This window comes from Actinomyces bouchesdurhonensis (assembly GCF_963540955.1).
Taxonomy (GTDB): Bacteria; Actinomycetota; Actinomycetes; order Actinomycetales; family Actinomycetaceae; genus Pauljensenia; species Pauljensenia bouchesdurhonensis.
On the sequence record NZ_CAUTSL010000015.1, the window covers coordinates 19,582 to 42,861 of the forward strand.

At 63.6% G+C, this 23,280-nt stretch carries 22 protein-coding genes and 1 tRNA gene; 17 read left to right on the top strand and 6 right to left on the bottom strand.

What is annotated here, in order from left to right; genetic code table 11:
* Positions 1 to 54: 54 nt before the first annotated feature.
* Positions 55 to 669, bottom strand: a complete 615-nt coding sequence (gene rdgB, locus RYL44_RS04065) for an RdgB/HAM1 family non-canonical purine NTP pyrophosphatase (RefSeq protein WP_276739142.1) — start codon at positions 667 to 669, stop codon at positions 55 to 57.
* Positions 666 to 1,433 carry a ribonuclease PH gene (gene rph / locus RYL44_RS04070; RefSeq protein ID WP_276739141.1) on the bottom strand — a complete coding sequence of 256 codons (768 nt, stop codon included), beginning with the start codon at positions 1,431 to 1,433 and terminating at the stop codon, positions 666 to 668. The genes rdgB and rph overlap by 4 nt, the downstream gene beginning before the upstream one ends.
* 36 nt (positions 1,434 to 1,469) lie before the next feature.
* On the opposite strand from rph, the gene nudC reads away from it, so the two are divergent.
* Positions 1,470 to 2,405: an NAD(+) diphosphatase gene (gene nudC / locus RYL44_RS04075; protein WP_314975163.1), complete on the top strand. Its 936-nt coding sequence runs from the start codon at positions 1,470 to 1,472 to the stop codon at positions 2,403 to 2,405.
* A gap of 25 nt (positions 2,406 to 2,430) precedes the next feature.
* Positions 2,431 to 4,440 (top strand): ATP-dependent DNA helicase UvrD2, encoded by a 2,010-nt coding sequence (locus tag RYL44_RS04080; protein WP_314975164.1) that lies wholly within the window; start codon positions 2,431 to 2,433, stop codon positions 4,438 to 4,440.
* A 1-nt stretch (position 4,441) separates the two neighbouring features.
* On the opposite strand, the gene RYL44_RS04085 is transcribed toward RYL44_RS04080, so the two are convergent.
* Positions 4,442 to 5,320, bottom strand: coding sequence for a hypothetical protein (locus tag RYL44_RS04085; protein WP_276739136.1), 879 nt, complete (start codon positions 5,318 to 5,320; stop codon positions 4,442 to 4,444).
* Between the two features lie 95 nt (positions 5,321 to 5,415).
* Positions 5,416 to 6,885: a zinc-dependent metalloprotease gene (locus RYL44_RS04090; RefSeq protein ID WP_314975165.1), complete on the bottom strand. Its 1,470-nt coding sequence runs from the start codon at positions 6,883 to 6,885 to the stop codon at positions 5,416 to 5,418.
* Between the two features lie 136 nt (positions 6,886 to 7,021).
* Between RYL44_RS04090 and RYL44_RS04095 the strand changes: the two genes are divergently transcribed.
* Positions 7,022 to 8,200 carry a YlbL family protein gene (locus tag RYL44_RS04095; RefSeq protein WP_314975177.1) on the top strand — a complete coding sequence of 393 codons (1,179 nt, stop codon included), beginning with the start codon at positions 7,022 to 7,024 and terminating at the stop codon, positions 8,198 to 8,200.
* Positions 8,201 to 8,295: 95 nt separating this feature from the next.
* On the opposite strand, the gene RYL44_RS04100 is transcribed toward RYL44_RS04095, so the two are convergent.
* The gene (locus tag RYL44_RS04100; RefSeq protein WP_314975166.1) at positions 8,296 to 8,865 is read right to left on the bottom strand and encodes a PPA1309 family protein; all 570 of its coding nucleotides are present in this window, start codon (positions 8,863 to 8,865) and stop codon (positions 8,296 to 8,298) included.
* 175 nt (positions 8,866 to 9,040) lie between these two features.
* Between RYL44_RS04100 and RYL44_RS04105 the strand changes: the two genes are divergently transcribed.
* Complete coding sequence (locus tag RYL44_RS04105; protein ID WP_314975178.1) at positions 9,041 to 12,064, top strand: UPF0182 family membrane protein; 3,024 nt, start codon at positions 9,041 to 9,043, stop codon at positions 12,062 to 12,064.
* Between the two features lie 135 nt (positions 12,065 to 12,199).
* A tRNA-Met gene (locus RYL44_RS04110) sits at positions 12,200 to 12,276 on the top strand.
* Here RYL44_RS04110 and RYL44_RS10190 read toward each other — a convergent pair.
* Complete coding sequence (locus RYL44_RS10190; protein ID WP_390883783.1) at positions 12,233 to 12,625, bottom strand: helix-turn-helix domain-containing protein; 393 nt, start codon at positions 12,623 to 12,625, stop codon at positions 12,233 to 12,235. The genes RYL44_RS04110 and RYL44_RS10190 overlap by 44 nt on opposite strands.
* Before the next feature lie 44 nt (positions 12,626 to 12,669).
* On the opposite strand from RYL44_RS10190, the gene RYL44_RS10195 reads away from it, so the two are divergent.
* The 12 genes from RYL44_RS10195 (at position 12,670) to RYL44_RS04165 (ending at position 23,265) form a co-directional block, all read left to right on the top strand.
* The gene (locus tag RYL44_RS10195; RefSeq protein ID WP_390883784.1) at positions 12,670 to 12,915 is read left to right on the top strand and encodes a helix-turn-helix domain-containing protein; all 246 of its coding nucleotides are present in this window, start codon (positions 12,670 to 12,672) and stop codon (positions 12,913 to 12,915) included.
* 56 nt (positions 12,916 to 12,971) lie between these two features.
* Positions 12,972 to 13,238: a hypothetical protein gene (locus RYL44_RS04115; RefSeq protein WP_314975167.1), complete on the top strand. Its 267-nt coding sequence runs from the start codon at positions 12,972 to 12,974 to the stop codon at positions 13,236 to 13,238.
* Positions 13,235 to 14,629 carry a helix-turn-helix domain-containing protein gene (locus RYL44_RS04120; RefSeq protein ID WP_314975168.1) on the top strand — a complete coding sequence of 465 codons (1,395 nt, stop codon included), beginning with the start codon at positions 13,235 to 13,237 and terminating at the stop codon, positions 14,627 to 14,629. The genes RYL44_RS04115 and RYL44_RS04120 overlap by 4 nt, the downstream gene beginning before the upstream one ends.
* Before the next feature lie 70 nt (positions 14,630 to 14,699).
* The gene (locus RYL44_RS04125) at positions 14,700 to 15,167 is read left to right on the top strand and encodes a single-stranded DNA-binding protein (protein ID WP_314975169.1); all 468 of its coding nucleotides are present in this window, start codon (positions 14,700 to 14,702) and stop codon (positions 15,165 to 15,167) included.
* Positions 15,164 to 16,186 carry a conjugal transfer protein gene (locus RYL44_RS04130; RefSeq protein WP_314975170.1) on the top strand — a complete coding sequence of 341 codons (1,023 nt, stop codon included), beginning with the start codon at positions 15,164 to 15,166 and terminating at the stop codon, positions 16,184 to 16,186. The genes RYL44_RS04125 and RYL44_RS04130 overlap by 4 nt, the downstream gene beginning before the upstream one ends.
* Positions 16,187 to 16,188: 2 nt before the next feature.
* A complete protein-coding gene (locus tag RYL44_RS04135) occupies positions 16,189 to 16,413 on the top strand; it encodes a hypothetical protein (RefSeq protein ID WP_276739962.1) in 225 nt (74 codons plus the stop codon).
* Between the two features lie 4 nt (positions 16,414 to 16,417).
* Positions 16,418 to 16,990 (top strand): hypothetical protein, encoded by a 573-nt coding sequence (locus RYL44_RS04140; RefSeq protein WP_314975171.1) that lies wholly within the window; start codon positions 16,418 to 16,420, stop codon positions 16,988 to 16,990.
* Positions 16,983 to 19,448, top strand: a complete 2,466-nt coding sequence (locus RYL44_RS04145; RefSeq protein ID WP_314975172.1) for an ATP-binding protein — start codon at positions 16,983 to 16,985, stop codon at positions 19,446 to 19,448. Before RYL44_RS04140 ends, RYL44_RS04145 begins: the two co-directional genes overlap by 8 nt.
* Positions 19,445 to 19,960, top strand: coding sequence for a hypothetical protein (locus tag RYL44_RS04150; RefSeq protein ID WP_314975173.1), 516 nt, complete (start codon positions 19,445 to 19,447; stop codon positions 19,958 to 19,960). Before RYL44_RS04145 ends, RYL44_RS04150 begins: the two co-directional genes overlap by 4 nt.
* On the top strand, positions 19,924 to 21,870 hold the full coding sequence (locus RYL44_RS04155) for a TrbL/VirB6 family protein (RefSeq protein WP_314975174.1): 1,947 nt from the start codon (positions 19,924 to 19,926) through the stop codon (positions 21,868 to 21,870). The genes RYL44_RS04150 and RYL44_RS04155 overlap by 37 nt, the downstream gene beginning before the upstream one ends.
* On the top strand, positions 21,854 to 22,498 hold the full coding sequence (locus RYL44_RS04160; RefSeq protein ID WP_314975175.1) for a hypothetical protein: 645 nt from the start codon (positions 21,854 to 21,856) through the stop codon (positions 22,496 to 22,498). Before RYL44_RS04155 ends, RYL44_RS04160 begins: the two co-directional genes overlap by 17 nt.
* Positions 22,495 to 23,265 carry a lytic transglycosylase domain-containing protein gene (locus tag RYL44_RS04165; RefSeq protein ID WP_314975176.1) on the top strand — a complete coding sequence of 257 codons (771 nt, stop codon included), beginning with the start codon at positions 22,495 to 22,497 and terminating at the stop codon, positions 23,263 to 23,265. Before RYL44_RS04160 ends, RYL44_RS04165 begins: the two co-directional genes overlap by 4 nt.
* The last annotated feature ends 15 nt before the right edge of the window (positions 23,266 to 23,280 follow it).

Consider the following 23,280-nt stretch of genomic DNA (forward strand, 5'->3'; position numbering starts at 1 on the left):
CGTGTTGACGAGCAACGATGTCCCATGGGCTGGCGGTTGGCGCGCGCGGGAATCTTAGCCGCGCAGGTAGTTCACGATGTGGGGCATGAGCGCGCGGAATGCGATGCCGCGGTGGCTGATCGCATTCTTCTGCTCGGCGCTCATCTGCGCGGTCGTGACCTCGAAGCCATCGGGTACGAAGATCGGGTCGTAGCCGAAACCACCCTCGCCTCGCGGGGAACGTGTCAAGGTGCCACGCACCTCGCCGCGCCGGGTGAACTCGCGACCGTCTGGGGTCACCAGGACGGCTGCCGACACGAAGGCGGCGCCGCGGTGGCGGTCGGGCACATCGGAGAGCTGATCGAGGAGCAGGCGCAGGTTTGCCTCATCGTCCCCGTGCGAGCCGGACCAACGCGCGGAGAAGATGCCGGGCGCCCCGCCCAGCACGTCAACGGTGATGCCGGAGTCGTCGGCGATCGCCGCCAGGCCTGTGGCGTCGGCTAAGGCGCGGGCCTTGATGAGCGAATTTTCCTCAAAAGTCACCCCGTCCTCGACAGGGGAAGGCACGTCGAAGTCGCTCATGCGCGCGACGCACCCCGCCTCGAAGCCCTCCCAGGCGGGGGCGAGGATAGCTTCGAGTTCGCTGACCTTGTGGGCGTTGGAAGTGGCAAAAACCAAGCGCGCTCTCACGGGCGCACCTCGATACGCTCCATGAGAGGAGCCTCGAGCGCAAGCTTCTGCGCGCGGGCGAGCTGAGCGTTTCCCAGGGTCGCCAGATCCAGCAGCTCGTTCAATTCGTCGCGGTCGAAGGGCGCGTGCTCGGCGGTCCCCTGCACCTCGATGAAGCGACCGTCGCCTGTCTGGACGACGTTCATGTCGGTCTGCGCGCGCACGTCCTCGACGTAGGGCAGATCCAGCATGGGAGTGCCGTCGATGACTCCCACGGAGATCGCGGAGATCGAGTCGGTCAGGACCGTGGCGGAAGGCTTGAGGATGCCGCGCTCCTTGGCCCAGGCGACAGCGTCCGCCAGGGCCACGTAGGCGCCCGTGATGGCCGCTGTGCGGGTACCGCCGTCGGCACGCAGGACGTCGCAGTCCAGGACGATGGTGTTCTCTCCGAGGGCACTAACATCGACGATGCCGCGCAGGGAACGACCGATGAGGCGCGAGATCTCCTGGGTGCGCCCGCCCACCTTGCCTTTAACGGACTCGCGGGAAGAACGCTGTTCGGTGGCGCGCGGGAGCATCGAGTACTCGCCGGTCACCCAGCCTTCGCCCGAGTCTCGCTTCCAGCGCGGCACGCCCTCGGTGAAGGATGCCACGCACAGGACGCGGGTGTTGCCGAACTCGATGAGGACGTTTCCTTCGCCGGTGCCCGCCCACCCGCGGGTGATGGAGACAGGACGAAGCTGGGACGGGGTGCGCCCATCGGCGCGCAGGGAGTTAGTAGTCATAGTGCCTAGCGTAGTCCACCGCGATACCGTGGAGATATGAGCATTGACCTTCCTCTCGTTCGCGGTGACGTCGATCCGGCGGTGGCGCTGCGTGAATCCGCGTCGCCGCGTGACCTGATCTCCTCGGGTGAGGCGGATGTTATCGTCGTTGATTCCTCCGGATTCGTCCTCCTCGACGAGGCCGGGGTGCGGCCCTCGGATACGCCAACTCTGCGACGCCTGGCCGGGGAAGAGGCCGCGCGCGATCTCGAGGGAACCACGGCCTCGTTCATCGGGGTGGCGGGTGGACGCAGCGTCGTCGCGATCGAGACCAGCCGGGACGAGGCCCGGGGCCGCTGGGAGCATCTGCGCGCGGTTGGTTGGCAGCTCGGGGGCGACGACGCGGCCCTGGCGCTGACCGCCGTGGCGTTGGCGGGCTGGCACGCGAACTATCGTTACTGCGGACGTTGCGGCTCTCCTGTTTCCCTGGAGGACGGCGGATGGACGGCGCGCTGCCAGGGGTGCGATCGGCTCGAATACCCACGCCAGGACCCCGCGATCATCGTCCTTGTGCAGGACCACGACGGGCGCGTGCTGCTCGCCCATAACGCCCTGTGGAAGCCCTGCTTCGTATCTCTCGTCGCAGGATACGTCGAGGCCGGTGAATCCCCGGATAACACGGTCGCGCGCGAGGTTGCTGAAGAGACGGATATTGCCATCGAACCCCCGACCTATGTGGCGTCCCAGCCCTGGCCGTTCGGGCGCTCCCAGATGATGGGGTACCGTGCGTTGACGGTTAAGCCGTGCCCGGCCCCCAAGGCGGATGGCGTGGAGATAGAGTGGGCGCGCTTCTTCAGCCGCGAGGAACTCACGCGCGCGCTTGAGAGTGGTGAGATTAGCGCACCCGGGCGCGCTTCCATCGCCTACGCTTTGCTGGCCTCTTGGTATGGCTCCGATTTGCCAAGCGGGCCGCAGCACGCGGGACGCAACTGAAGGCGGGCGATGGGACAATGAGTTCATGACCCCCGAGGAGTTGCTTGACGCCCTAGATCCCGACCAGCGAGCCGTCGCTACCCAGGTCGCTGGGCCTCTCGCTGTCCTCGCCGGCGCGGGAACGGGCAAGACACGCGCGATCACTTACCGTATCGCCTACGGCGCGGCAGTCGGCGCCGTCGACCCTTCCAACGTGCTGGCGGTGACTTTCACCCAGCGTGCCGCCTTTGAGATGCGCCACCGTCTGGCCCAATTGGGTGTCCCGAAGGCGCAGGCGCGTACATTCCACTCCGCGGCGCTGCGCCAGCTGCGCCATTTTTGGCCCTCGGTGGTCGGCGGACCGCTGCCCGACGTCATCGCGCATAAGGCGTCCCTGGTCGCCGCCTCCGCCGCCCGTCTCGGGATCGCCATCGACCGCACCAACGTGCGCGACATTGCCGCCGAAGTCGAGTGGGCGAAGGTATCCATGATCGACTCCGCACACTACGCCTCGCGCGTGGCCCGCATGAGGCGCGACGTGCCCGCAGGACTCGACGCCGACGACATGGCCCGCTTCCTCGACGTGTATGAGGATGCGAAAAATGAGCGTGGTGTCATCGACTTCGAGGACATCCTTATCTATCTGTGCGGCATGCTTCAGGAACGCGCCGACGTCGCCTCCATCGTGCGTCAGCAGTATCGCTCATTCGTGGTCGATGAGTTCCAGGACGTCAACCTGCTCCAGGCTCGCCTCCTTGACCTGTGGCTGGGTGGGCGCCACGATGTGTGCGTCGTCGGCGATGTCGCGCAGACCATCTACTCTTTCACGGGAGCTTCCCCCGACTATCTGACGGGTTTTGGGCGCAAGCATCCCGGCGCGCGCATCGTCGAGTTGACTCGCGACTACCGTTCCACCCCGCAGATCGTCACCCTGGCAAACGATGTCTTGGCCCGCGCCACTGAGCGTGAGGGGACCGTGCGCCTGTCCAGTCAGCGGGGCGACGGCGCGCACGTTGGCTACTGCACCTACGAGGATGACCATGCGGAGGCGGTGGGCGTTGCCGCGCAGATCGGCGACCTCATCGCTGGCGGCGTCGCTCCTCACAACATCGCCGTCCTCATGCGCACGAACGGCCAGTCTCAGGCTTTCGAGGAGGCCCTGGGAGCACGCGGTATTCCCGTCGCCGTCGCTGGAGGCAAACCCTTCTTCGCCCGCGACGACGTGCGCACTGCGATCTCTCGTCTGCGTGCAGCCGCCGCAGTATCGGAAGAGGGAACCGTGGGTGAGGTCGTGCGCGACGTCCTGACCAGCGTCGGCTGGGCACCCGAGGCCCCTTCCGGTCAAGCGGGTTCCGAGCGGTGGTCGAATATGAACGCCATCGTCGGATGGGCTGACGACTCCCAGGCTCTCACGCTGGCCGCCTTCGTCGCCGAACTCGACGAGCGGATCGCCTACCAGGTCGAGCCTGATAAGGAAGGCGTCGAACTGGCCACGATCCACGCCGCCAAGGGTCTCGAGTGGGATGCCGTGTTTCTGGTCGGTGTCGCCGAGGGACTCCTGCCTATTTCCTATGCGAAGACCCCCGAAGCTCGCGAGGAAGAGCGTCGTCTCCTCTACGTGGCCGTGACCCGAGCCCGTGACCTGCTGACGTTGTCGTGGGCGCGCTCGCGGGGCGCGGATGGACGTGGCACACGTAAGCGCAGTCGCTTGCTTGATGGGATCTGGCCTGAGCATCGTGGTGTGGGCGCGCCAAAGAAGAAGCGGGCCTCCGCGCGCGCTCGTCACCAGGCCTTTGAGGAGCATGCCTCCCCGCAGGCCGTTGAATTGTTCGCCCGCCTCAAAGCCTGGCGTCTGGAGGTGGCCCGCCAGGCGGGCGTGCCTCCCTTCGCGATCTTTACTGATCAGACGTTGCGCGACATTGCTTCTGCGATGCCGAGGAACACGACGCAGCTGCGTGTGATACGCGGAATCGGCGACGTCAAAGTGCAGCGTTTCGCAGCCCCGGTCCTGGCGCTCGTGCGTGGCGATGACGTCATCGTCGATGAGGGCGCCTGAGTCAGGAGGCAATCCCGCAGATTCCGCACACGCATTCATGGGCGGGTGATACTCGTTCGACGCTGATGGTTCCATCCTCGTCGACCGTGGCGACCTCGGCGCATAGCTGCGTGGTCAGTGCGCCCGAGGCAAAGTCGCGCAGCAGGCGTGCGACGCGCAGCGCCGCCGCCATGTGGGTGAGCATTGCGAGGCGTCCCAGTGGCCATCGGGTGAGTTCACGCAGGTGCGTGAGACGAAACGGGTCCTCTTGTGTTTCTGCGTGTTCGAAGCACTGGTAGCAGGGGGTGATGCCTGGGATGACGAAGGGGCCGATCTCGTAGGAGTGTTCACCGCGCGTGATGATCAGGTGTGGCGTGTCGTTCACAGTCAGGTCGAAGGGGATACCGGGGTCGATGACTCGGTCGGCGCCGATGAGGGCGACATCGACATCGCCTTGATGATGGAGGTTGGGTAGGGGCACGAGGTCCGCTAGCATGCGTCGGATTGCTCTGGAACGAGCAGTTCCGGTGAATGTGCCTCCGAACACGCGGTCCCAGTCCTGGTCCACGAGCTGTTCGGCCTCGATGCGCATCGTCAGGGCGAGCGTGTCAACCAGGGCGTGCAGTGCCAGGACGGTGGCGGGAACCGCGCCAATGACTGCGACGCGCAGTGACGCTCTCCGGTCGCCTTCGTCGAGTAGGTGGGCGCGCTCAAGCGCTGCCATCAACTCGGGCGAGGCTTGGAGCGGGCAAGGAGATCGCGCTGAGCGAACCTGGCTGCTGAGCCAGAGCTGATCGTTCGCGTGGAGGTCCTCGAGTAGGACGTGTCGGCTGCGGTCCCCACCGACTTGGACGGTTCCGGGTCCATGCCACAGGATCGCTGTATTGTGTGCCAGGTTCATGATGGTCTCCTTTACTTCATGTCTGTTAAGACCATCATGAACCCGGATGGGGGCAACTCACAGGGTTTTGATAAATCTGTGGATAACTTGTCGGATTACTTTTTTTCGTGTGGGTTCGAGTCCTCGCCACCCGTGTCGGGAGAGCGCCCGTCCGCCCCAGCCCCATCCTCGTCACCAGGCTCGAGTCCTTCCGCCCACCCGAGCGTCCCATCCAGAAGGGAAGTGAGAGCGGCATCAATGTCCGCGTCTTCCTCTGCGGCCGCACGCCTCAGCGTCAGGAAGGTATCAGGCGTGGCCAGCTCCGTCTCGGAGGGCACCATATCCGGGTGAGCCCAGAGGGCCTCGCGAGCATCGCGCCCACCGTCAGCCTCCACCAGCGCAACAATCGAGGCGGCTCCGCGCGCCTGGCGCGGCCGCATCTTCAGGCCCATGAGAGTCCCCAAAACCTCCTCGGCTGGACCCCCCGAGGCGCGGCGACGTCGCATCATCTCCCGCAGCGCATCCGCGTGAGGCAGGTAGGGTTGTGTCGCGCGAGCCGTCACCACCTCAACCCAGCCCTCGATGAGGGCGAGCATCGTCTCCAGGCGCGTTAGAGCGCGGCGCTGATCGGGCGTCGTTGATAGCGCAAACACGCCGCCGTTCAGTGCGTTCTCCACCGAAGCCGGATCCGAGGGATCCACCGAACGCGCCGCCTCTGAAATAGCGTCCGTGTCGATCGCGATCTGCGAAGCGTAGCGCTCAACCGCGCGCACCAGGTCGCCTTCAAGCCACGGGACCGAGGCAAAGAGACGGCGGTGAGCGGCCTGACGTACCGCCAGGAACTGTCGAACCTCGTCAAAAGGCACATCCAGGCCGTCAGCGAACTCGGCAATGTTGTGCGGCACAAGCGCTGCGTGTGACGTCTCCGACAGGGGAATACCCGTGTCGTAGGTTCCGAAGGACTCACCGGCCAGCGCTGCCAAGGCGCGGGCAATCTGCGCCGAGAACATCATCGCCGACAGGCGCGGCATCATCTCCTGCGTCTTTCCTAACATCGCCGCCATGCCATCGGGCAACGAGGCGCCCTCGTCCAAGCCGTCAGGGCCAAATTGCTCCGACAACGCCGCCGACAGGGCACGCGACACGTTGAGCGCGACCGGCTCACAGATGCGCCTCCACCTCGGAATCGTGTGCTCCACCCACGCGACCTTGCTCCACACGTCACGAGTCACCGGACCGGAAGCAAAGTCGGTGACGGCATCGAGCCACAGGTCCGCGACGGTCATCGCCTGGCGAGCCGCCTCAGCCTCCGTCGCCGTGGGAGCGGGATCGCCGCTCGCGTAGGCCGCCTGTTTGGCGCTGTCCTCCACGATGCGCCAATTGACCGGCCCCGCCGTCGTGTTCATCAGGAACTGGAACTGCCCCATCGCCGCCCGCATGCGCGCGGGATCGGAGAACTCAGGAGGCAGGTTCGCAGGGTCGAAGCCCTGAGCCTCAAGGGCGCGCGCGGCCTCGGCGGCCGCTTCGTCCCCCAGGATGGAGCGCAGGAAATCCTCAAATGGGGTGCCGGACTCGTTCTCATTCATGGAAACAGACTAGCGTCCCCTCGTGCGCCTGGGCTGACAAAAACCTCCAAAAATGCTGAGAGCATAAGGAACGCTGGTCCCCATGCGTGCGTCCAGCGCCCAGGTGAGACACAATTGCACGGTGAGCGAAACGGATATGACCTTGACAATCGACGGCTTGGCGTCCCCCGCGGACAGTGAAAAACAGCGTATCCCCCTCATCAGCTGGCGGCTGGTGACGGCCCTCCTGGCCCTCCTGGCGATGGTTGCTATCCTCTTCTGGGTCCCCGTGCCGTTCGTGGTGTCCAGCCCCGGACCAACATTCAACGTGCTGGGCTCATCGGAAGGTGAACCCATGATTGCGATTGAGGGAACCGATCCGACGACGGGTGATGCACTCCAGCTCGACGAGCCGCAATCCGCTTCCGTGACCGACAAGGCCAAACCAGGGCAGGGACAGTTACGCATGGTGACCGTCTCTGAATCCGGCGGACCCGGCAACCGCCTGAACTTCGCGCAGCTCTTGGTCGCCTACGCGGATCCACACAGCAAAATTGTCGACTATGACTCCGTGTACCCGCAGGGACAAACTGAAACCGACGTCAGTGACGCGCAGGTCGCGATGATGCGCAACTCGCAGATGACCTCGCAGGTCGCCGCGCTGGAATACCTCGGCTGGGACGTGCCTGCGACCGTGACGATTGAAGGAGCCGTGGAAGGGTCCAACGCGGAAGGCATCGTCCAACAGGGTGATACTCTGCGCGCAATCACGACCCCCGACGGCACGCGTCACGAGGTGAAAGACGGGTCGATTCCCTTCGCGCTCATGCGCACCGTTCCGCCAGGCAGTCCCATGACAATCACGGTCGAGCGTGACGGAAGCCTCCAGGACCTCTCGTTCGATTCGGTCGCACCCTCCGCGACAGAATCCGGCTCAAAGCTCGGCATCTACTTGACGGTGAATCCATCCCTCCCAGTCAACATCTCCTTCAACCTCGAGGGAGTGGGTGGCCCGAGCGCAGGCATGATGTTCTCCCTGGGTATCATTGATCGCCTGACCCCGGGTGACATGACGGGCGGAGCCACGATCGCTGGAACCGGCACGATGTCCTTCGATGGACAGGTTGGCGCGATCGGCGGCATCCAGCAGAAGATGTGGGGCGCCCACGACGATGGTGCCCAGTGGTTCCTCGCCCCCTCCGAGAATTGCTCCGAGGTCGTTGGGCACGTCCCCGGTGGTCTGAACGTCGTGTCAGTGTCCACCCTCGACGAGGCGGTCGCTGCCGTCGAGACCATCGCGCAGGGGGAAGGACAGACGCTTCCCACCTGCCACTAACCCTCACAGACTCGCCCACTGCCAGCTGCAGATGGGGCGCACGGACCCCGACCTCGTTCATTCTGGTCCGGACGAGGCCGGGGCCTCTTATCACGTCAGGCGTCCTCGTCCGTCACCGGCTCGAGGGATGCGCGCAGGGCGTCCACCAGTGCGGGGACCAGCGCCGAGCCCTGCCCGACCTTGTCGTCGGAATCGAAGGCGCGGGTACGCAATGCGCACCAAGATTCTCCCGTGCGCATGACGCCCACAGCCAGACGAACATCCGTTCGTAGCGGATGGTTCGCGACGAAAGCGAGGGCTTCCTCCGGATCCTCGGGGGCCTCGTCCTCAACCTCGGGCGGAACCACGATGCGCTCAACAGTGAGTGCGGCGCCCGGGACCGTCTCTGGCCACGCCAGGTGAGCCAGGATCCGCTCAATGTCGTCATCAGCGAAGTCCTCCTGGATAACCGCGCTCAGGTGCTCCTCACTTCCATCCCAACCGGCGCGCAGCTGAGCCGCGATGTCGGCGGGCAAGTTCGGATCCGCCAACAGTAACGCCGTCGGAACCAGCGCGTAGATGGAAGGAGCATGATCCCAACCCACACGAGCCGCACCCTTCTCAATGTCAACAACAACGTTGGCCAGTGCAACCTCACGTGCACTCGGCATCATTTCAACAGTCATAACCCCATAATCTCACGGAGAGCGGACAAAACAGCGACGAAGAAAAACGTGCGCGCCGGTAGACTGGGATCTAGCTTTCGGTTGAACAGAGAGGATTGCTGTGAGCTTCCCATTTTCGGTCTTCGGATCCCGTGACCCGCGCCAGCCGCGAAAGCCACGAGCACCACGGGCGGAGATAACACTACGTAAGCCGGGCCCCGGTACCATTACGGCGATCGCGCTGGTTGCCGTTGCAGCGATTATCTACCTGGCATCCATCGTGTGGACAGAGATTCTCTGGTTCCGTCAGATGCACGCCACGCGCGTCATCCTCACCCAGTGGGGAGCCCACGTCGGCCTCTTTGCCGTTGGTCTGCTGGTTGCCACGGGTCTGCTTTATTTTTCCATGGCCTACGCGTACCGGCATCGCGCTTCCTCCGCGCGCGGTGAGGCCTCCGCTGCTCTGCGCAGCTACCAGGAGGCGCTCGCGCCTGTACGCCGCCTCGCGTTCTGGGGAGTCGCACTTTTCTTCGGTGTCACGACCGGCGCCCGCCTGGGAGCACAGTGGCGCACTCTCTTGCAATTCTTGAACGCATCTTCCTTCGGTCAAACTGACCCGCAGTTCGGCCTGGACATCTCCTTCTTCGTGTTCATCCTGCCCGCGCTGAAGGTCCTCGTCTCCTTCCTCATGACCGTTACTGGCATCGGGCTGGCAGCCGCCCTCGTCGTGTCCTACCTCTATGGCACCATTCGGCTGGCGCCCCGCCCCCACGCCTCCAAGCACGCGCGCCTGCAGACCGGCCTCATGGCCGCCACCCTGTCGCTCCTCATCGGTATCAACTACTGGCTGGAGCGCTACGAGCTGCTCACTTCGGACTCCGGTTCAATCCACGGCGCCATGTACTCCGACATTAACGCGACACTGCCAGCACACTCTATCCTCGCGGTCATTTCCTTCCTCGTTGCAGCGCTGTTCGTGATTGCCGCCTTCCGCGGCACGTGGCGTCTGCCCGTCACGGGCGTGGCCGTCACCGTCATCGCCGCTCTGGTCCTGGCCGGCGCATACCCCGCGCTCATCGAACAGTTCCGCGTGCGCCCCAACCAGCGCACCCTCGAGTCGCCCTACATTCAGCGCAACATCGATGCCACTTTGGCGGCCTACGGCCTGGACGACGTCGACTATCAGACGAATTACGACGCGGCCACCACGGCCTCGGCTGGCCAGTTCGACAATGAGGCGCTCACTTCTCAGGTGCGCCTGCTCGACCCTAAAGTCATCACGAAGACCGTCCAACAACTCCAGCAGTCCCGCCTGTACTACGGCTTCAATTCCGGCATGAAAGTAGACCGATACAATGTCGGCGGCGAGCGGCGTGACACCGTCATCTCCGTGCGCGAACTCAACCTCTCGGGCCTGTCCGCCGAGCAGCAGACCTGGGTCAACCAGCACACTGTCTACACGCACGGCTACGGTATGGTCGCCGCCTACGGCAACCAGCTGACCAGCGACGGCCTGCCCTCCTATTGGGAGCAGTCTGTGCCCTCGGTCGGGGAAATGGGGGAGTACGAGGAGCGCGTCTACTTCAGCCCCGGCTCGCCCGACTACTCCATCGTCGGCGCCCCTGAAGGCGCCGAGCCCCAGGAACTCGACTACCCGGACGACACGGCGGTTGGCGGCCAGGTGTCGACGACCTTCACGGGCAACGGCGGCCCCTCCGTGGGCAACATGTGGAACAAGCTTCTGTACGCCATCAAGTTCGCCTCCACCGACCTGTTCTTCTCCTCCCAAACCAACGAGGCCTCGCAGATCCTCTACGACCGCGATCCACTCCAGCGTGTCTCCAAGGTTGCTCCCTACCTGACTCTCGAACAATCCGCCTACCCCGCGGTCGTCGACATGGACGGGGACCCCTCGACCCCCAAGCGCCTCGTGTGGGTCGTCGACGCCTACACGACGACGAACAACTACCCCTACGCCCAGCACGAGACACTTTCCGATGCCACCGTAGACTCTCAGTCCACGCAGATGGGCCAGTACGTGCAGGACAACAAGATCAACTACATGCGTAACTCCGTCAAGGCCGTCGTCGACGCGTACGACGGGTCCGTACGCCTGTTCCGTTGGGACGATCAGGACCCCATCTTGCGTACCTGGGAGAAGATTTACCCCGGCAGTGTCGAACCCATGTCGGCTATCTCCGGCGACCTCATGAGCCACCTTCGTTACCCGGAGGACATGTTCAAGGTTCAGCGCAACCTGTTGGCCACCTATCACGTGACTGATGCAGCCGGCTTCTACTCGGGCGGCGACCGGTGGCGTCTGGCCGAGGAGACCTCGACCTACGGGGATAACGCCGCGTCGTCTGAAACGTCCCCGCGCGTGGACGCTAACGGCAACCCCGTAGCTGCTCCAACCACGCTTCAGCCCCCGTACTACCTGACCATGCAGATGCCCGGCCAGGAGAGCGCCGAGTTCTCGCTGACCTCCGTGTTTGTGCCCGGTGGCGGCGGCGAGGGGCGGCGCGAGGCCATGGCTGGTTTCCTCGCCGTGGATTCCGAAACCGGTAACAGCCCCGGCCAGGTGCGCGAGGGGTACGGCAAGCTTCGGCTTCTCGCTCTACCCTCGTCGACGACCGTGCCCGGCCCCGGCCAAGTGCAGAACAAGTACGATTCCGACGAGAAGATTGCCACCCAGCTGAATCTGCTCAACCAGGCCGACTCGACCGTCATCCGAGGCAATCTCCTGACCCTGCCGGTGGGCGGCGGACTGCTCTACGTCCAGCCCGTCTACGTCCAGGGAACCGGATCGGCGTCCTACCCGGTGCTTCGTTCCGTGCTGACGGCATTCGGTGACAAGGTTGGCTTCGCGCCGACATTGGAGGAATCTCTGCGTCAACTGGTTTCGGATGACGGGTCAACGGCAACGACCACTCACAGCACTGACACGCAAACCAGTCAGACCGCCGTTCCCGGTGACGCTGGCGCCCAGCTCAACCAGGCAGTGACCGATGCGGCCCAAGCCATGCGTGACGCGGATAGCGCGATGACTAACTCCGACTGGACGGCCTATGGCGAGGCTCAGAACCGTCTGCACGACGCACTGAAGCGCGCCGAGGAAGCCCAGCGCGCGCTGGGTGGGGGAACGGGTGCGACTCCGGCCCCCACGTCCTCGGCGGCTCCCACGCCGACCCCGTCGACGGATGCGCAAAGCGGCTCCTAGCCCGCGTGTATCGATCGGGCGCCCGGCTCCGCGACCCCTCGCGGGTTGCGGGCCGGGCGCCACGATGCGGAGACGTAGTTCACGGTCGTCGTGATTGAAGCATCTTGATCCTAGTGGTAAGGTTTTAACCACCGACGCGGGGTGGAGCAGTTCGGTAGCTCGCCGGGCTCATAACCCGGAGGTCGCAGGTTCAAATCCTGTCCCCGCTACCACCACAGACCCGGTCCCGTAAGGGGCCGGGTCTCGTCGTATCTGAGCGGTCCCGGCGGGCACGTATGGCGCGGGCACCCAACCGCCCGACCCGTCCGGGGTGGGCATGAGAGCATCAACGGGGATGCCGAATAGATGTGCCGCGAGCGAAACTTCCTCAGCTGACCAGGTGACATGTCCGCGAACCTTGCGGCTAACGGTCGACTTGGATATGCCGAGTGCATGACCAAGGTCAATGTTCGTGAGTCGTTCAGCGAACATATGCTGGTTGATCGCAAATCCTAGAGCTTCGTCATGCTGCATATGTCGATAATAGCGATGTTGCATCGTATGCACAAGATCTATTGTCATGCACGTTAATGTTGAGTATGCTTATTGGCATGAAGGTGCATGACATGCAACATGGTGTTGATGGTGAGTGGTTGTCATCCTCGGCTGCTGCTGCGTTGCTGCCTGCGACATCTGCGCCGACTCTCCTTCGTTGGGCTAAGAGCGGCAAGGTGGAAGCAACGCGCCTCCCATCGGGACGTTACCTGTTTCGCAGGTCGGCAATTCTGGCGCTGTTGGAGCCAGTTTCCCCGGAGGGGCGCAAGCAGGCGCGAGATGTCCCGATTCCTGGTCTTGGGAGGGCCGGACGATGAAGTTGAGGCTGGCTAGGCCGGTAGATACGTTGCTGCGGCATGCGGATGAAAACCTCATGGACCTGGTTGACGCCTTGGGCGTTGAGGGGACGAACCTAGGGGAGACTCTGGAGATCGTGCGCTGTATGCTTGCCCAGGCCACGCGAGAGTATGCCGCTGACCGAGAGGCGTGCGGCATTGCGTATGGTCAGTGCATCGCCGCGCTGACGAACGCAAGGACGGCCCTCATCAACGGAGACCGTGACGCATGCACTGATTCCCTGAATAGCCTCGATACTCGCCTGCGCAACTTCCTTGCCGAGAAGGGGAGCGAGGGGCGATGAGCGTCAAGGTCTCTAGCTGGGTATGGGGCTTGGAAACCCTCACAGACAATGCCCCGTTGCTTGTTCTGCTAGCGCTAGCAGACGCCGCAAACGATGAGGGCTACTGCTGGCACAACCAGAAGACGTTGTGCAAGAAGTCCCGGCAAAGCGAATCAACAGCGCGCCGCGCGTTGCGCAAGCTCGAAGCGATGGGTCTTGTGACGACATTTCGTCGCATGACCTCGAAGGGCCTGGCATCCAACCTGTACCTGCTCAACGTTGGAGCAGAACCCGATCACACGCTCCAGTCCGACCAGAGCGTCACGCTCAACGTGCCCGACGGCGCGACCATCGACGAGGTCATCGCCGAGGTGGAGCGGTATCGACTTTTCCGCATGATTCCGCGACCGGTCAAAATGACCGGAGGGGGGTCCGGTCAAAATGACCGGGGGGTCCCCGCCGACGGGACTTTTCCGCATGATTCCGCGACCGGTCAAAATGACCGGAGGGGTCACGATGACCGGAGGGGTGCGGTCACCCATGACGGGACCCCCCGGTCACAGGTGACCGGTCCCTATAAGGAAGAACCGTCATATGAACCGTCATTAATGAACCAGACCCTACCCAACCCTCCCCAGCCTCCACGCGATCCGGTCGGGTCGGGTGCCATCCAGGATGATCTCTCAGCACAAGGCGCAGTGCCCGGCTCGGCTGACGCCGACGCCGAGGCGGCCACGGCTCGCGGAGAACTGGCGGCCGAAATGCTCGCCGCAGGAGAGAATCCCGCGAGCCTGGTAGCTGAAGGCTGGTGGAACGCAGGCCAGCTAGCCGAGGCCCTGGCGTGGGCAGCCGAGCATCCCGCACCGGCACGAACGCCGGAAACCACCCAACAGCACCAGGAGATCGCTCCCCAGGCCGCCCATCAGGAACGCGGCCACGTCGACGAGGCGAGCGCGCTCATCGGGGCGTGCCTGCCCGAGTGGATGCAGGCCATGGACCGCACTGGTGCCCGCCAGGTCGCAGGCATGCTTGCCGAGCGCATCGCTGCTGGGTGGACGCCGGCCCAGATTCGGAGCCTCATGGGCGAAAAACCCGCCAATGGCGTGCGCCGTATGAGTTCGCTTGTGGCCTACCGCCTCGACCAGAACGCGGGAATCGCGGACGCGCCGAAAGCCCGCACGGCTGCGGCGCGCCAGGCGCAGGAGGCCGCGATTGACGCCGCGCGCCAGGCGCAAGCAGCCGCGATCGCCGCCGCGATCGACGCCGCTAAGACACCCGAAGAACGCGCCCGAGAAGAGGCTCACAAGCGGATGTGGGAGCACATGCGAGCCGCACATCCTCAGGCCAGCAACGTCGAGCTAGTAGCTCTTGTTCGGGATGCTTTCGCCGCCCCGGGCACCGCGCTTGCGTGACCGCATATCCGTATCGACTGACCCCAGCAACCCGACGAATCTACACAGAAAGATAGAAAGGAGCATTGTCATGATGCATACATTCATTGGCAACCTCACCGCCGCCCCGACCACCCACAAGACCCCTGACGGGCGGGTGAGCATTCACCTGAGGTTGGCTTGTTCCGAGCGGTACCGCGACTCGCGTAGCGGGGAGTGGAAGTCGAAAGAGCCTACGTTCTGGGATGCTTACGCCTGGGGTGCGAGGGCACAAGCCCTCGCAGATCAGGCATGGGGTAAGGGTACGCCCGTTATCGTTGTTGGTGAGCTGGTTGCCAACGTGTGGACGGACCAGGAGACGGGCCAACAGCGACGCCGAACGAATATCGCGATCGAGGCTGCTGGAAAGAACAGCGCGATCCCGCGCCGCAGCGGCCCTGGCTCGCCAGTGGCCCCGTCTGCCCCGGAGTGGGCTGAACCTCAGCCAGTTGCGCAGCCCGAGGCCGCGAGCCTGCCGGGCGTGGGGGTCGTTGATGCCGCATCGGAGGCAGGGCTGTGAGCCTGCCAACAACGCCTCCAACAGGGGAGCGGGTAGAGGGGATTCCCGCGCCCCCTGGGTGGGATATTGATCCCGACCCGACCGAATCGATCCCACCCGAAACTGAGCCCGCCAGCGCAGCAGAAACGAGCGTGACGAGTGCGTCGCAGTTATGGGAAGCGGCCACGCCCTCGCGTGCGTCGCGCATCATGCGAGCGGTGTTGGTTGTGTCCGTGGCGGTCCTGGCGCTGTTGGGCGTCGTGCGCCTGTTCGCGCCGCGAGCAACCCCCGAGGCTGCAACGGTTGATCTCCCGCAGTCGTGGGGTGCCGACCGGGCGGCGGCAGCCAGCGTCGCCGACGAGGCGGCGCGCGCCTACCTGACGCTACGGAACCGCGAGGACTATCAGTCGGGGATGAGCCAGACGTGGGCGAACCCCTCTGCTAACGGGACGGGCTGGAATGGCAGCGGTTCACTGTCCGTCCTTGATTCGTACATCGTTCGCACCACGCCCGTGGATGCCCAGCACGTCGACGTGCTTGTCGCCGTGCACATCACGAACGAGGGCGACGAAAAAGCCAAGACCACAGTCTCGGGCTGGATCGGAGTCATGGTGCCCATCGTCATGTCGGACGCGCGTGCAAGCGTGGCGGGTGAACCCGCCCTCGCTGGGATCCCTGAACCCGCGCAGACCACCCGAGCCGAACGCCTCGACATCGATCGAGAGACCACGGAAGCCACCCGAGCCGACGCCGCCGCCTTCGTGCGAGCCTGGGCAGCGGGGGACGCGGCAGCGCTGGCCGCGCCCGGGGCGCAGATCGACTCACCGCCCGCAGGGCTAGCCACGGCCACACTCGACGACTGGCGCGTCGGAGTTGGCGAAGGCCAAGAGCGCGACGCACAAGCAACGATCACGTGGAGTATCGGCGCGTCAAAAATCACGTGCCACTACCGGCTGACGCTCACCCAGGTTGCCTCTGGGCAGGGAAGCCGCTGGCAAGTCCAACACCTCACGACAGATACCAAGACCAAGGAGCAATAGACATGCAGTTCACCGGACGATCGATTCAGGATTGGGTTCTCTCCCTCGTAGGAGTCGTGTTCACTATCCTCCTTGTCTCCAACATGACGGCAATTTTCGCCAAGAAGGACTGGGGACAGATGATCGGCTTTATCGCAGCCGCCATCGTGTGTGGATGGGTGATCTTGTCCCCTGACACGTTCATCACGTTCATCAAGTTCGTTGCCCAGAAGATCACCGAAAACTAACGCCATGGCTCAGGGACACATTCTGACGCGCAGCTTCGAGTTCGAGACGCGCCAGTACAAGTTTGGCCCCCTTGACGTTGTCGACGGGGTGCCACGAAGCGCGCTCACCATCGGTGTACCGCTCGTGGTGGCCTGGTGCGCATTGCTATGGCTCATTTTCGGACCACCAGGGCGTCTAACCATCCTCATCTACATCACGCTCCCTGTAGCCCTGGTGGTCAAGGGATTTGAGGATGACCCCAAGCGTGAGCGCCGCAAGCGCATCACCGTATGGATGCACTGGTTCCGATACGCCTTCGTCGGGCACCGGCCAGTCATTGCAGGCCAGCGATCCACCGATAGGCGCGAGGCATTGTCTCTCGCCACACGTTTCCAGCTCGACCACATTCGCCACTACGTGGGCGAAGGCACGGACACGGCCGTGTGGGCCACCCGCGCTGAGGCTGAGGACCACCGAGACGCCGAGGCCGGGGCAGGCATCGACCTCACACAAACGGTCACACTCATTGGCTTTGATGCCATGACTGACCTACGAACAGCAACACCCCGCAAGAAGAGGAGGAAAAAGCGTGTTTGACAAGGCCAAACGCATCGTGGACATCACACCCTCGCTCCGAGCACCGATGCCCGCCTACAAGATCCTCGCCGACGGCCTAACCGTCACCGAAGAACGCGCAACCGCGTGGTTCCGCATTGAGCCATCATCAACACAGATGGCCACCGCGAAGGAAATGGACGCCGAACTCGCCCAAGCGATCGCGCTGGCCCAAAAGGTCCTACGCGACCGCACGTGCCACATCAAGATTGTGTGGGGGCGCATCACCGGCGCAGAGTACGCCACGAGCGCGGCAGCGTTCACCGCGCCCGAAGGACGCGCATGGACTACCGTGCGCACACAAGCGATTGACGCCTGGCAGCTTCCCGAGCGCCACGTCTTCCTCGGTATCGACATCGAGGACCGCCACGACCCCAAGTTTTTGCGCGCGATCAACCGCGCCGTGGACTGGGTGAGAGGCGACCTGACCTCGATTCCACGCCAAGAACTCGCCTGGCTCGACCAGACCATGCGAGCATTGGGCGGCCAGCTCAACAAAGCGCCGTGGTACGGCGCCCCGGTCGACGTCGAAACCCTCGCATGGATGCTTGGCCGCGAGTGTTTCCGCGCGTCCGATGCTGCCCCCATCGAAGGAACCGTGTCCGGCGCGCACCTGGCCAGGCTGATGCGTGGCCGGATGGTCCCCTACAGGGACCACCAGCGCTTCTACGACGCCGCTGGCCAAGCGAGCGCCTACAGTGCGCAGCTCATCATCTCCCAGTTCTCCGCAGACGCGCTCGACACCAACGACACCGGCCAGTGGCTCACACTACTGTCGGGTATCTCCCGGCCCGCACTCGACGGAAGCTCGACCGTTGACGTGCACGCCGAAGCGTCGATTCGCTTCGAGTTCATGAGCCAAAAGGCCGCACGCAAGGTGGTCAAGCGCACCAAAGACAGCGCCGCCGAACAACGCCGCGAAGCCGCGAAATCGGACGCTGGCGAACCCAGCGCCGACGTTCAGTACTCCGAAGCCGAAATGGCCGTGCTCGAAGGCGACATCAACAGAGGACGCGTGCGCCTCGTAAAGTTCTGGCCGACCCTGAGCGTCAGCGAGGATAACCTCGACGACTTGCACGCAAGCGTCGACGCAGTCATCGAGGCATACAGCCAGGTCGGCATCACCGTCGAGGTCGCAGCCGACGAGCAAGCAGAGGCGTGGATGTCCACACTCCCGGGTGACCACGTGCGAGTGGAAGCGATGCACCACATCAGCGACGCCGAAGCCTTCTTCGGCTCGTGGTTTTGGGCAGGCAGCGTCGTGGGCGATGAGGACGGGCCAGCCATCGGTTACACAACAGGCACAACGGCCCAGATCGTTCGGTGCCACCCCACCCAAGCGCCACTGAAGGGAGACACCTCAACCATCGCGGTTCTGGGCCGATCAGGGCGAGGAAAAACAACCCTCTTGCAGCTCCTTGCCCTCGATGCCGCCGCCGAGCGCTCCTGGGTCCCCGTCTTCGACCTCAAAGGCGACCTGAACAACTCCGAGGGCGGCCTCGTGGGAGCCGCCCACAGCATGGGCCTAGAGGCCCGCCGCGTCGACATGAGCGCCACATACGCAGGTACGTGCGATCTGCTGGCAACCATGGACGCCGACGATGCGCTCATTCACGCCCATTCCCAGCTCATGCTGCTCGTCTCTGACGCGCTGCGTCTGGCAGCGCACCCAGTGCTCATGCGTCACATCGCGGCGCTCATCGGCGATGGGGAAGAACGATCGACGGCCATCCTTATCGAGCGCATGCGCCAGGACGAGGACGAGACCGCGCGGCGGGTCGCCGCTGAGCTTGGTGCATTCCAGGGAGACGCGATCGGCCGCATGATCGTAGGCGCACGTCAGGTCGGCACGCTCGAAGCGCGCCCCGGTATCGTCCTGCTTCAATTCCCGAAGCTCGACCTGCCTCCCGCAGGGACGCCTGCGTCAGAATGGACGGTCATGCAGCGAGTTAGCGCGGCCGTTGTACGTGGCGCCCTCTCGTGGGTTACCACCAGCGCGAAGGATCCCGCCCTGCGTCCCTTGCGCAAACTGGTCGTTGTACCCGAAGCACACCTGTTCACCGCCACCCAAGAAGGAGCGGCGTTCCTCGACCAAACAGCGCGCTTGGGCCGCGCGCTGGGAGCCTCCTTGGCTATCGACAGCCAAGACCCGACAAGCATTGCTGAACGCGACGGCATCATGGAGCAAATCGTTACTGTGTTTGCCTTCTCTCAAAAGACGCGCAAACAGCAGGACGCCGTCGCCGAAATTCTCGGGCTTGCCCCCAGTGACCAAGTACGAGCCATCTTGTCATCAATCAACACGAACCCCGCAGGCGGAGTATGGCACGGGCACTGCATCATGAGAGATGCACGTGACCGCGTGGCAACCATCCAGGTTGCAATCCCCAACCGGGCCGTGGCGCGAGCTCTCGACACAACCCCCAGGAGGACACCATGAACACTAACCTGACAAACCGCCGGTGGAGCACCATCGCTTTGTCCGCCACGGCGACCGCTACTCTTGCCATCGGCGCGGCAGTGGGCTACGGCATCGGTCACGCCACCACCCCAGCGCCCTCAGCCACGACGCCAATCGCCACGCCTGCCCAGGAATCTCCCGCAGCAATGAGCAAGGACGCCGCGGGCGTCGAAGCCACCATCAGGGACGAGTTCCGCACTCTCTACCAGGGAAGTATCACTAAGGAACAGTGGCAGCACTACTGCAATGACCTCATCACCGCCGAATCCCGCGCCCACGTGACAGGCTGCGAGGCCCCCAAAGATGACTACATGGGGCACAAAGACGAGATTCGACGCATCGAGAACATCGTCATCGACGGCGATACAGCGACCGCCACCGTCGATTACCACACCGTTCTGTACGGGGGCGGCAACGCAACGATTCAAGAAACTCTCTACTGGGAGGACGGGCGATGGAAACTCGATTCGCGCATGCGAAACGACCGCTAGCAGTTCTTGTTGCCCTCTGTCTGGCAGCACTTGGGCTGTTCGTGGGAACCGGAACGGCCTGGGCAGACGACCCCCAATCAGGGGACAGCCCCCAATCCGGTGACTACACGCCGGTGGGAATCGGTCAGCTGTTCCAGGCCCCGGACGCGACCCAGGGGCAAGACCCCACCCTGTACGAGAAATACCCAGACGGGGCGTATTCCTTCGACTATGAAGATCTCGGTGCCCTTGAAGTCGTACAAAACGGCGTCGACATCACGTTCAATGGCCTTTCCGAACTGACGTTCGCTGGGACAAGAGCCGTGACGAACGGAGCCATCGCCATGACCTGGCAGGCGACCGACCTCACGGCGTTCAACACCCTCGGAGACCGCGTCGAAACAGGTGTTAGCGGTGTCGCAGATTTCTTTAGCGGGTGGCTCCTGCCCTCAATGCTCATCCTGGGCGCGGGCACCGTTATCTTCCGGTTCCGGTCCCACACAGGCCAAGTCATCAACGACCTGGCCATCATGGCGGGCGCGGGCATAGCCGTCTTCCTTCTCAGCACCCAGGCAGGGCCGCTACTCGACGCCGTGGTCGGGGTCCACGACGTAGGTGCCCAGGCCTCAACGAAGATCATCGAATCCACCTCGACTGACCTGGCGACGCCCTTCCAAGGACCCACAGCAACATACGGGGACGACGAGGTCGACAACTCCATGCGCCGAATGGCTGATGCCGTGTGGCGCACCTACGTTGTCACGCCGTGGTGCTACGCCGAGTTTGGCTCGCTATCCGCATGTGACCGATGGGGACAGGAGGTCTTGTCTAGGGACACAAGCCCGCTCGCGGAAGATTCACGCCTGTCATACATCACGACCCAAATCAAGGGGAAGATTGGGGACGACAAATCTGATGCGTATCAAACCCTAACCGGGCACCGTGGAGCCTACCGACTCGGAATCGCCGTGATCTCTTTGATCTGTGCGCTCGCTTTCGCTGGCTTGACCTTCGTTATCGCTCTGACCAGCCTCGTATCCATGATGGTTGTGTTCCTTCTGCTCATCTTTGCTGGACTGTTTGCGTGCTTTGCTGCCACGCCCGGACGGCCCAGACGATGGGCACTGGGCTGGCTCGGAGCCGTTGTCGGAGTCTATCTCCTGTCCATCGCAGCTCTCCTGGCCCTCGCCGGGGCACTGGCCATCATGAGCGCAACCATCGCGCTGACCAGTTCGCTGGGATGGGGTGCCACCGTTATCTTCACCATCGGTGCGATCATCGCCGGATCGCGCGCTCTGGGCATTTTCAAAAACGTATTTGAGGCCAACAACGCTGGTAACGGTGGACTTGGTGGCTTCCTCGCTGGAGCCGCCAACGTCCGTCGTCTCCTGCCGCGAAGACCACACTTGCCCAAGGTCCCAGACAAACTCAAACAGCCTAGGGACCACCTGTCGCTGTTTAAGCGCGAGCCTCGCGAACAAGGGGATCCCTACTCCTTGCCACGGTACTCCCAGTACGTGCGACGTCAACCGGTGCAACCGCATCAGTTCTCAACCGATGTAGCGCGGCCCCGACAGGCAGGCATGACCAGGACGAGTCCCTACACGAATGTCTGGCGCTACAACGATTCCCAGATTAATCAGAGCCGCCCCGCAGGTGCACTCCCGCGTGGGTCCAACAAGCCGCCGGTCACCCCAACACAGCCAGGGCCTGCTCCTCGAACACCAGAGCCGCCACCGGAGCCGAAAGAGCCGGTCGAACCCACGCCGCCGTTGTGGTCCTTCCCGCAGTCTTCATCACCGCGGCGCGGGGCCGGAGAGCCACGCCTGCGCGATAACCCGCCCCCCAAGAACACGCAACCGCCGCGCGGTCCGATCATCGACATCGCCCCGAAGGACGTGAGGGAGAAGAAAGATGCACCAGGAGAGTAAGTGGGATGGGTTGCTCGACATCGAGGAACCCAGCGAACCCGCACCCCACCGGCCACGCGGCTACGCCGCTATCTGTGCCCTCATAGCGGCCATGAGCCTCCTAGCGGGCGTCGTGTGGTGGATATGGTCGATGCCCGCCCCTACACGACCACCTGTCGCGACGCCAACCGACCATGCAACGAACCTAAACCCCACACCTGCTACGCCGACACCAGCGCCGACGCACGTCACCTCTGCGACCCCCACGCCAACGCCTTCGCAGACCGTCGACGTGTTCGCGCCCGCGCGCGATACGGCACGCACATGGATTGAGCGCTTCTACATCGAGCGAACAGGAGCAACCACATGGACGCAGATCGCCCAACGCCTCACGCCCCTCCAGACGTGGGCGATGGGCGCATACATGGCCGAGCACCCCGAAGCCCAGGCCGCGCCGCTCAACATCCATCACGTCCAGGTCGCGTTCAGCGATGAAACGGCCGACGCCGAGCACCCCACGACCTGGAGTGCAACAGCGACGATCACGCTCGATACAGGACAACAGGTGAGCGCGCGCATCACCGTCATTCCCGACCCTGACACAGTCGACGGCGGCTGGAAAGTCGACCAGTGGAAGGTGCTCCCATGAAGCTCTTCTTCGCATGGAAGCTCAAACTCGCCGCCGCACTCATCGCCGCTATCGCTTTCCTCATGATCATTGCGATGAGTTCCATCGTCGGCAGCTCCTATCAGCAAAACAAAACCGCCGCCAGCGGTCCCGGAGGCGGCGTCTCTGACTCGGTTCCCGAACAGTACCGATCCGATGTAATTCGAGCAGGAAGTATTTGCGCTGGAATTACCCCCGCGCTTATCGCAGCGCAAATTGCTGCAGAGTCAAACTGGGATGAAAACGCCGGAAGTGAAGCGGGAGCACAGGGTATCAGCCAGTTTATGCCTGCCACCTGGGACGGAGGTGCAGGAAAGGACGGTGACGGCGACGGGAAAGCCGATATTCATAATCCACACGACGCCATTATCAGCCAAGGGCATTACATGTGCTCCATGCTCGCAACCGTCAAAAGTTACATCGAATCCGGTACTGCAAGCGGGGCACCCGTCGAGCTAGCACTCGCTGCCTACAATGCAGGAGCAGGCGCAGTGCAATCGGCAGGCGGAATACCCACCAACGGAGAAACAGAAAAGTATGTCCCCAAGATCATTAATTCCATGGCCACCTACCAGGGCGCAACAACACTGACGACAAACACAACAGCTATCAGCGCAACAACTGAGCAAGCTATCGAATGGGCTAAAGGAATCGCTAACGACGATTCACACACCTATGTATGGGGAGGCGAAGGACCGCATTATGATTGCTCGGGACTCACCCAAGCATGGCGGTGTCATAGGGTGTAAGCAATTTTCGTGTAG

What these genes read in the sequence shown, in the direction of transcription:
- RYL44_RS04115 (WP_314975167.1), top strand. Translation starts at nt 12,972, where the DNA reads ATGGACCTGGTTGACGCCTTGGGCGTTGAGGGGACGAACCTAGGGGAG.
- RYL44_RS10195 (WP_390883784.1), top strand. Translation starts at nt 12,670, where the DNA reads ATGCAACATGGTGTTGATGGTGAGTGGTTGTCATCCTCGGCTGCTGCT.
- RYL44_RS04160 (WP_314975175.1), top strand. Translation starts at nt 21,854, where the DNA reads ATGCACCAGGAGAGTAAGTGGGATGGGTTGCTCGACATCGAGGAACCC.
- RYL44_RS04090 (WP_314975165.1), bottom strand. Translation starts at nt 6,885, where the DNA reads ATGAATGAGAACGAGTCCGGCACCCCATTTGAGGATTTCCTGCGCTCC.
- RYL44_RS04125 (WP_314975169.1), top strand. Translation starts at nt 14,700, where the DNA reads ATGATGCATACATTCATTGGCAACCTCACCGCCGCCCCGACCACCCAC.
- RYL44_RS04120 (WP_314975168.1), top strand. Translation starts at nt 13,235, where the DNA reads ATGAGCGTCAAGGTCTCTAGCTGGGTATGGGGCTTGGAAACCCTCACA.
- RYL44_RS04095 (WP_314975177.1), top strand. Translation starts at nt 7,022, where the DNA reads ATGACCTTGACAATCGACGGCTTGGCGTCCCCCGCGGACAGTGAAAAA.
- rph (WP_276739141.1), bottom strand. Translation starts at nt 1,433, where the DNA reads ATGACTACTAACTCCCTGCGCGCCGATGGGCGCACCCCGTCCCAGCTT.
- RYL44_RS04085 (WP_276739136.1), bottom strand. Translation starts at nt 5,320, where the DNA reads ATGAACCTGGCACACAATACAGCGATCCTGTGGCATGGACCCGGAACC.
- RYL44_RS04155 (WP_314975174.1), top strand. Translation starts at nt 19,924, where the DNA reads ATGGAAACTCGATTCGCGCATGCGAAACGACCGCTAGCAGTTCTTGTT.
- RYL44_RS04135 (WP_276739962.1), top strand. Translation starts at nt 16,189, where the DNA reads ATGCAGTTCACCGGACGATCGATTCAGGATTGGGTTCTCTCCCTCGTA.
- RYL44_RS10190 (WP_390883783.1), bottom strand. Translation starts at nt 12,625, where the DNA reads ATGACAATAGATCTTGTGCATACGATGCAACATCGCTATTATCGACAT.
- RYL44_RS04150 (WP_314975173.1), top strand. Translation starts at nt 19,445, where the DNA reads ATGAACACTAACCTGACAAACCGCCGGTGGAGCACCATCGCTTTGTCC.
- RYL44_RS04100 (WP_314975166.1), bottom strand. Translation starts at nt 8,865, where the DNA reads ATGACTGTTGAAATGATGCCGAGTGCACGTGAGGTTGCACTGGCCAAC.
- RYL44_RS04080 (WP_314975164.1), top strand. Translation starts at nt 2,431, where the DNA reads ATGACCCCCGAGGAGTTGCTTGACGCCCTAGATCCCGACCAGCGAGCC.
- RYL44_RS04140 (WP_314975171.1), top strand. Translation starts at nt 16,418, where the DNA reads ATGGCTCAGGGACACATTCTGACGCGCAGCTTCGAGTTCGAGACGCGC.
- RYL44_RS04165 (WP_314975176.1), top strand. Translation starts at nt 22,495, where the DNA reads ATGAAGCTCTTCTTCGCATGGAAGCTCAAACTCGCCGCCGCACTCATC.
- nudC (WP_314975163.1), top strand. Translation starts at nt 1,470, where the DNA reads ATGAGCATTGACCTTCCTCTCGTTCGCGGTGACGTCGATCCGGCGGTG.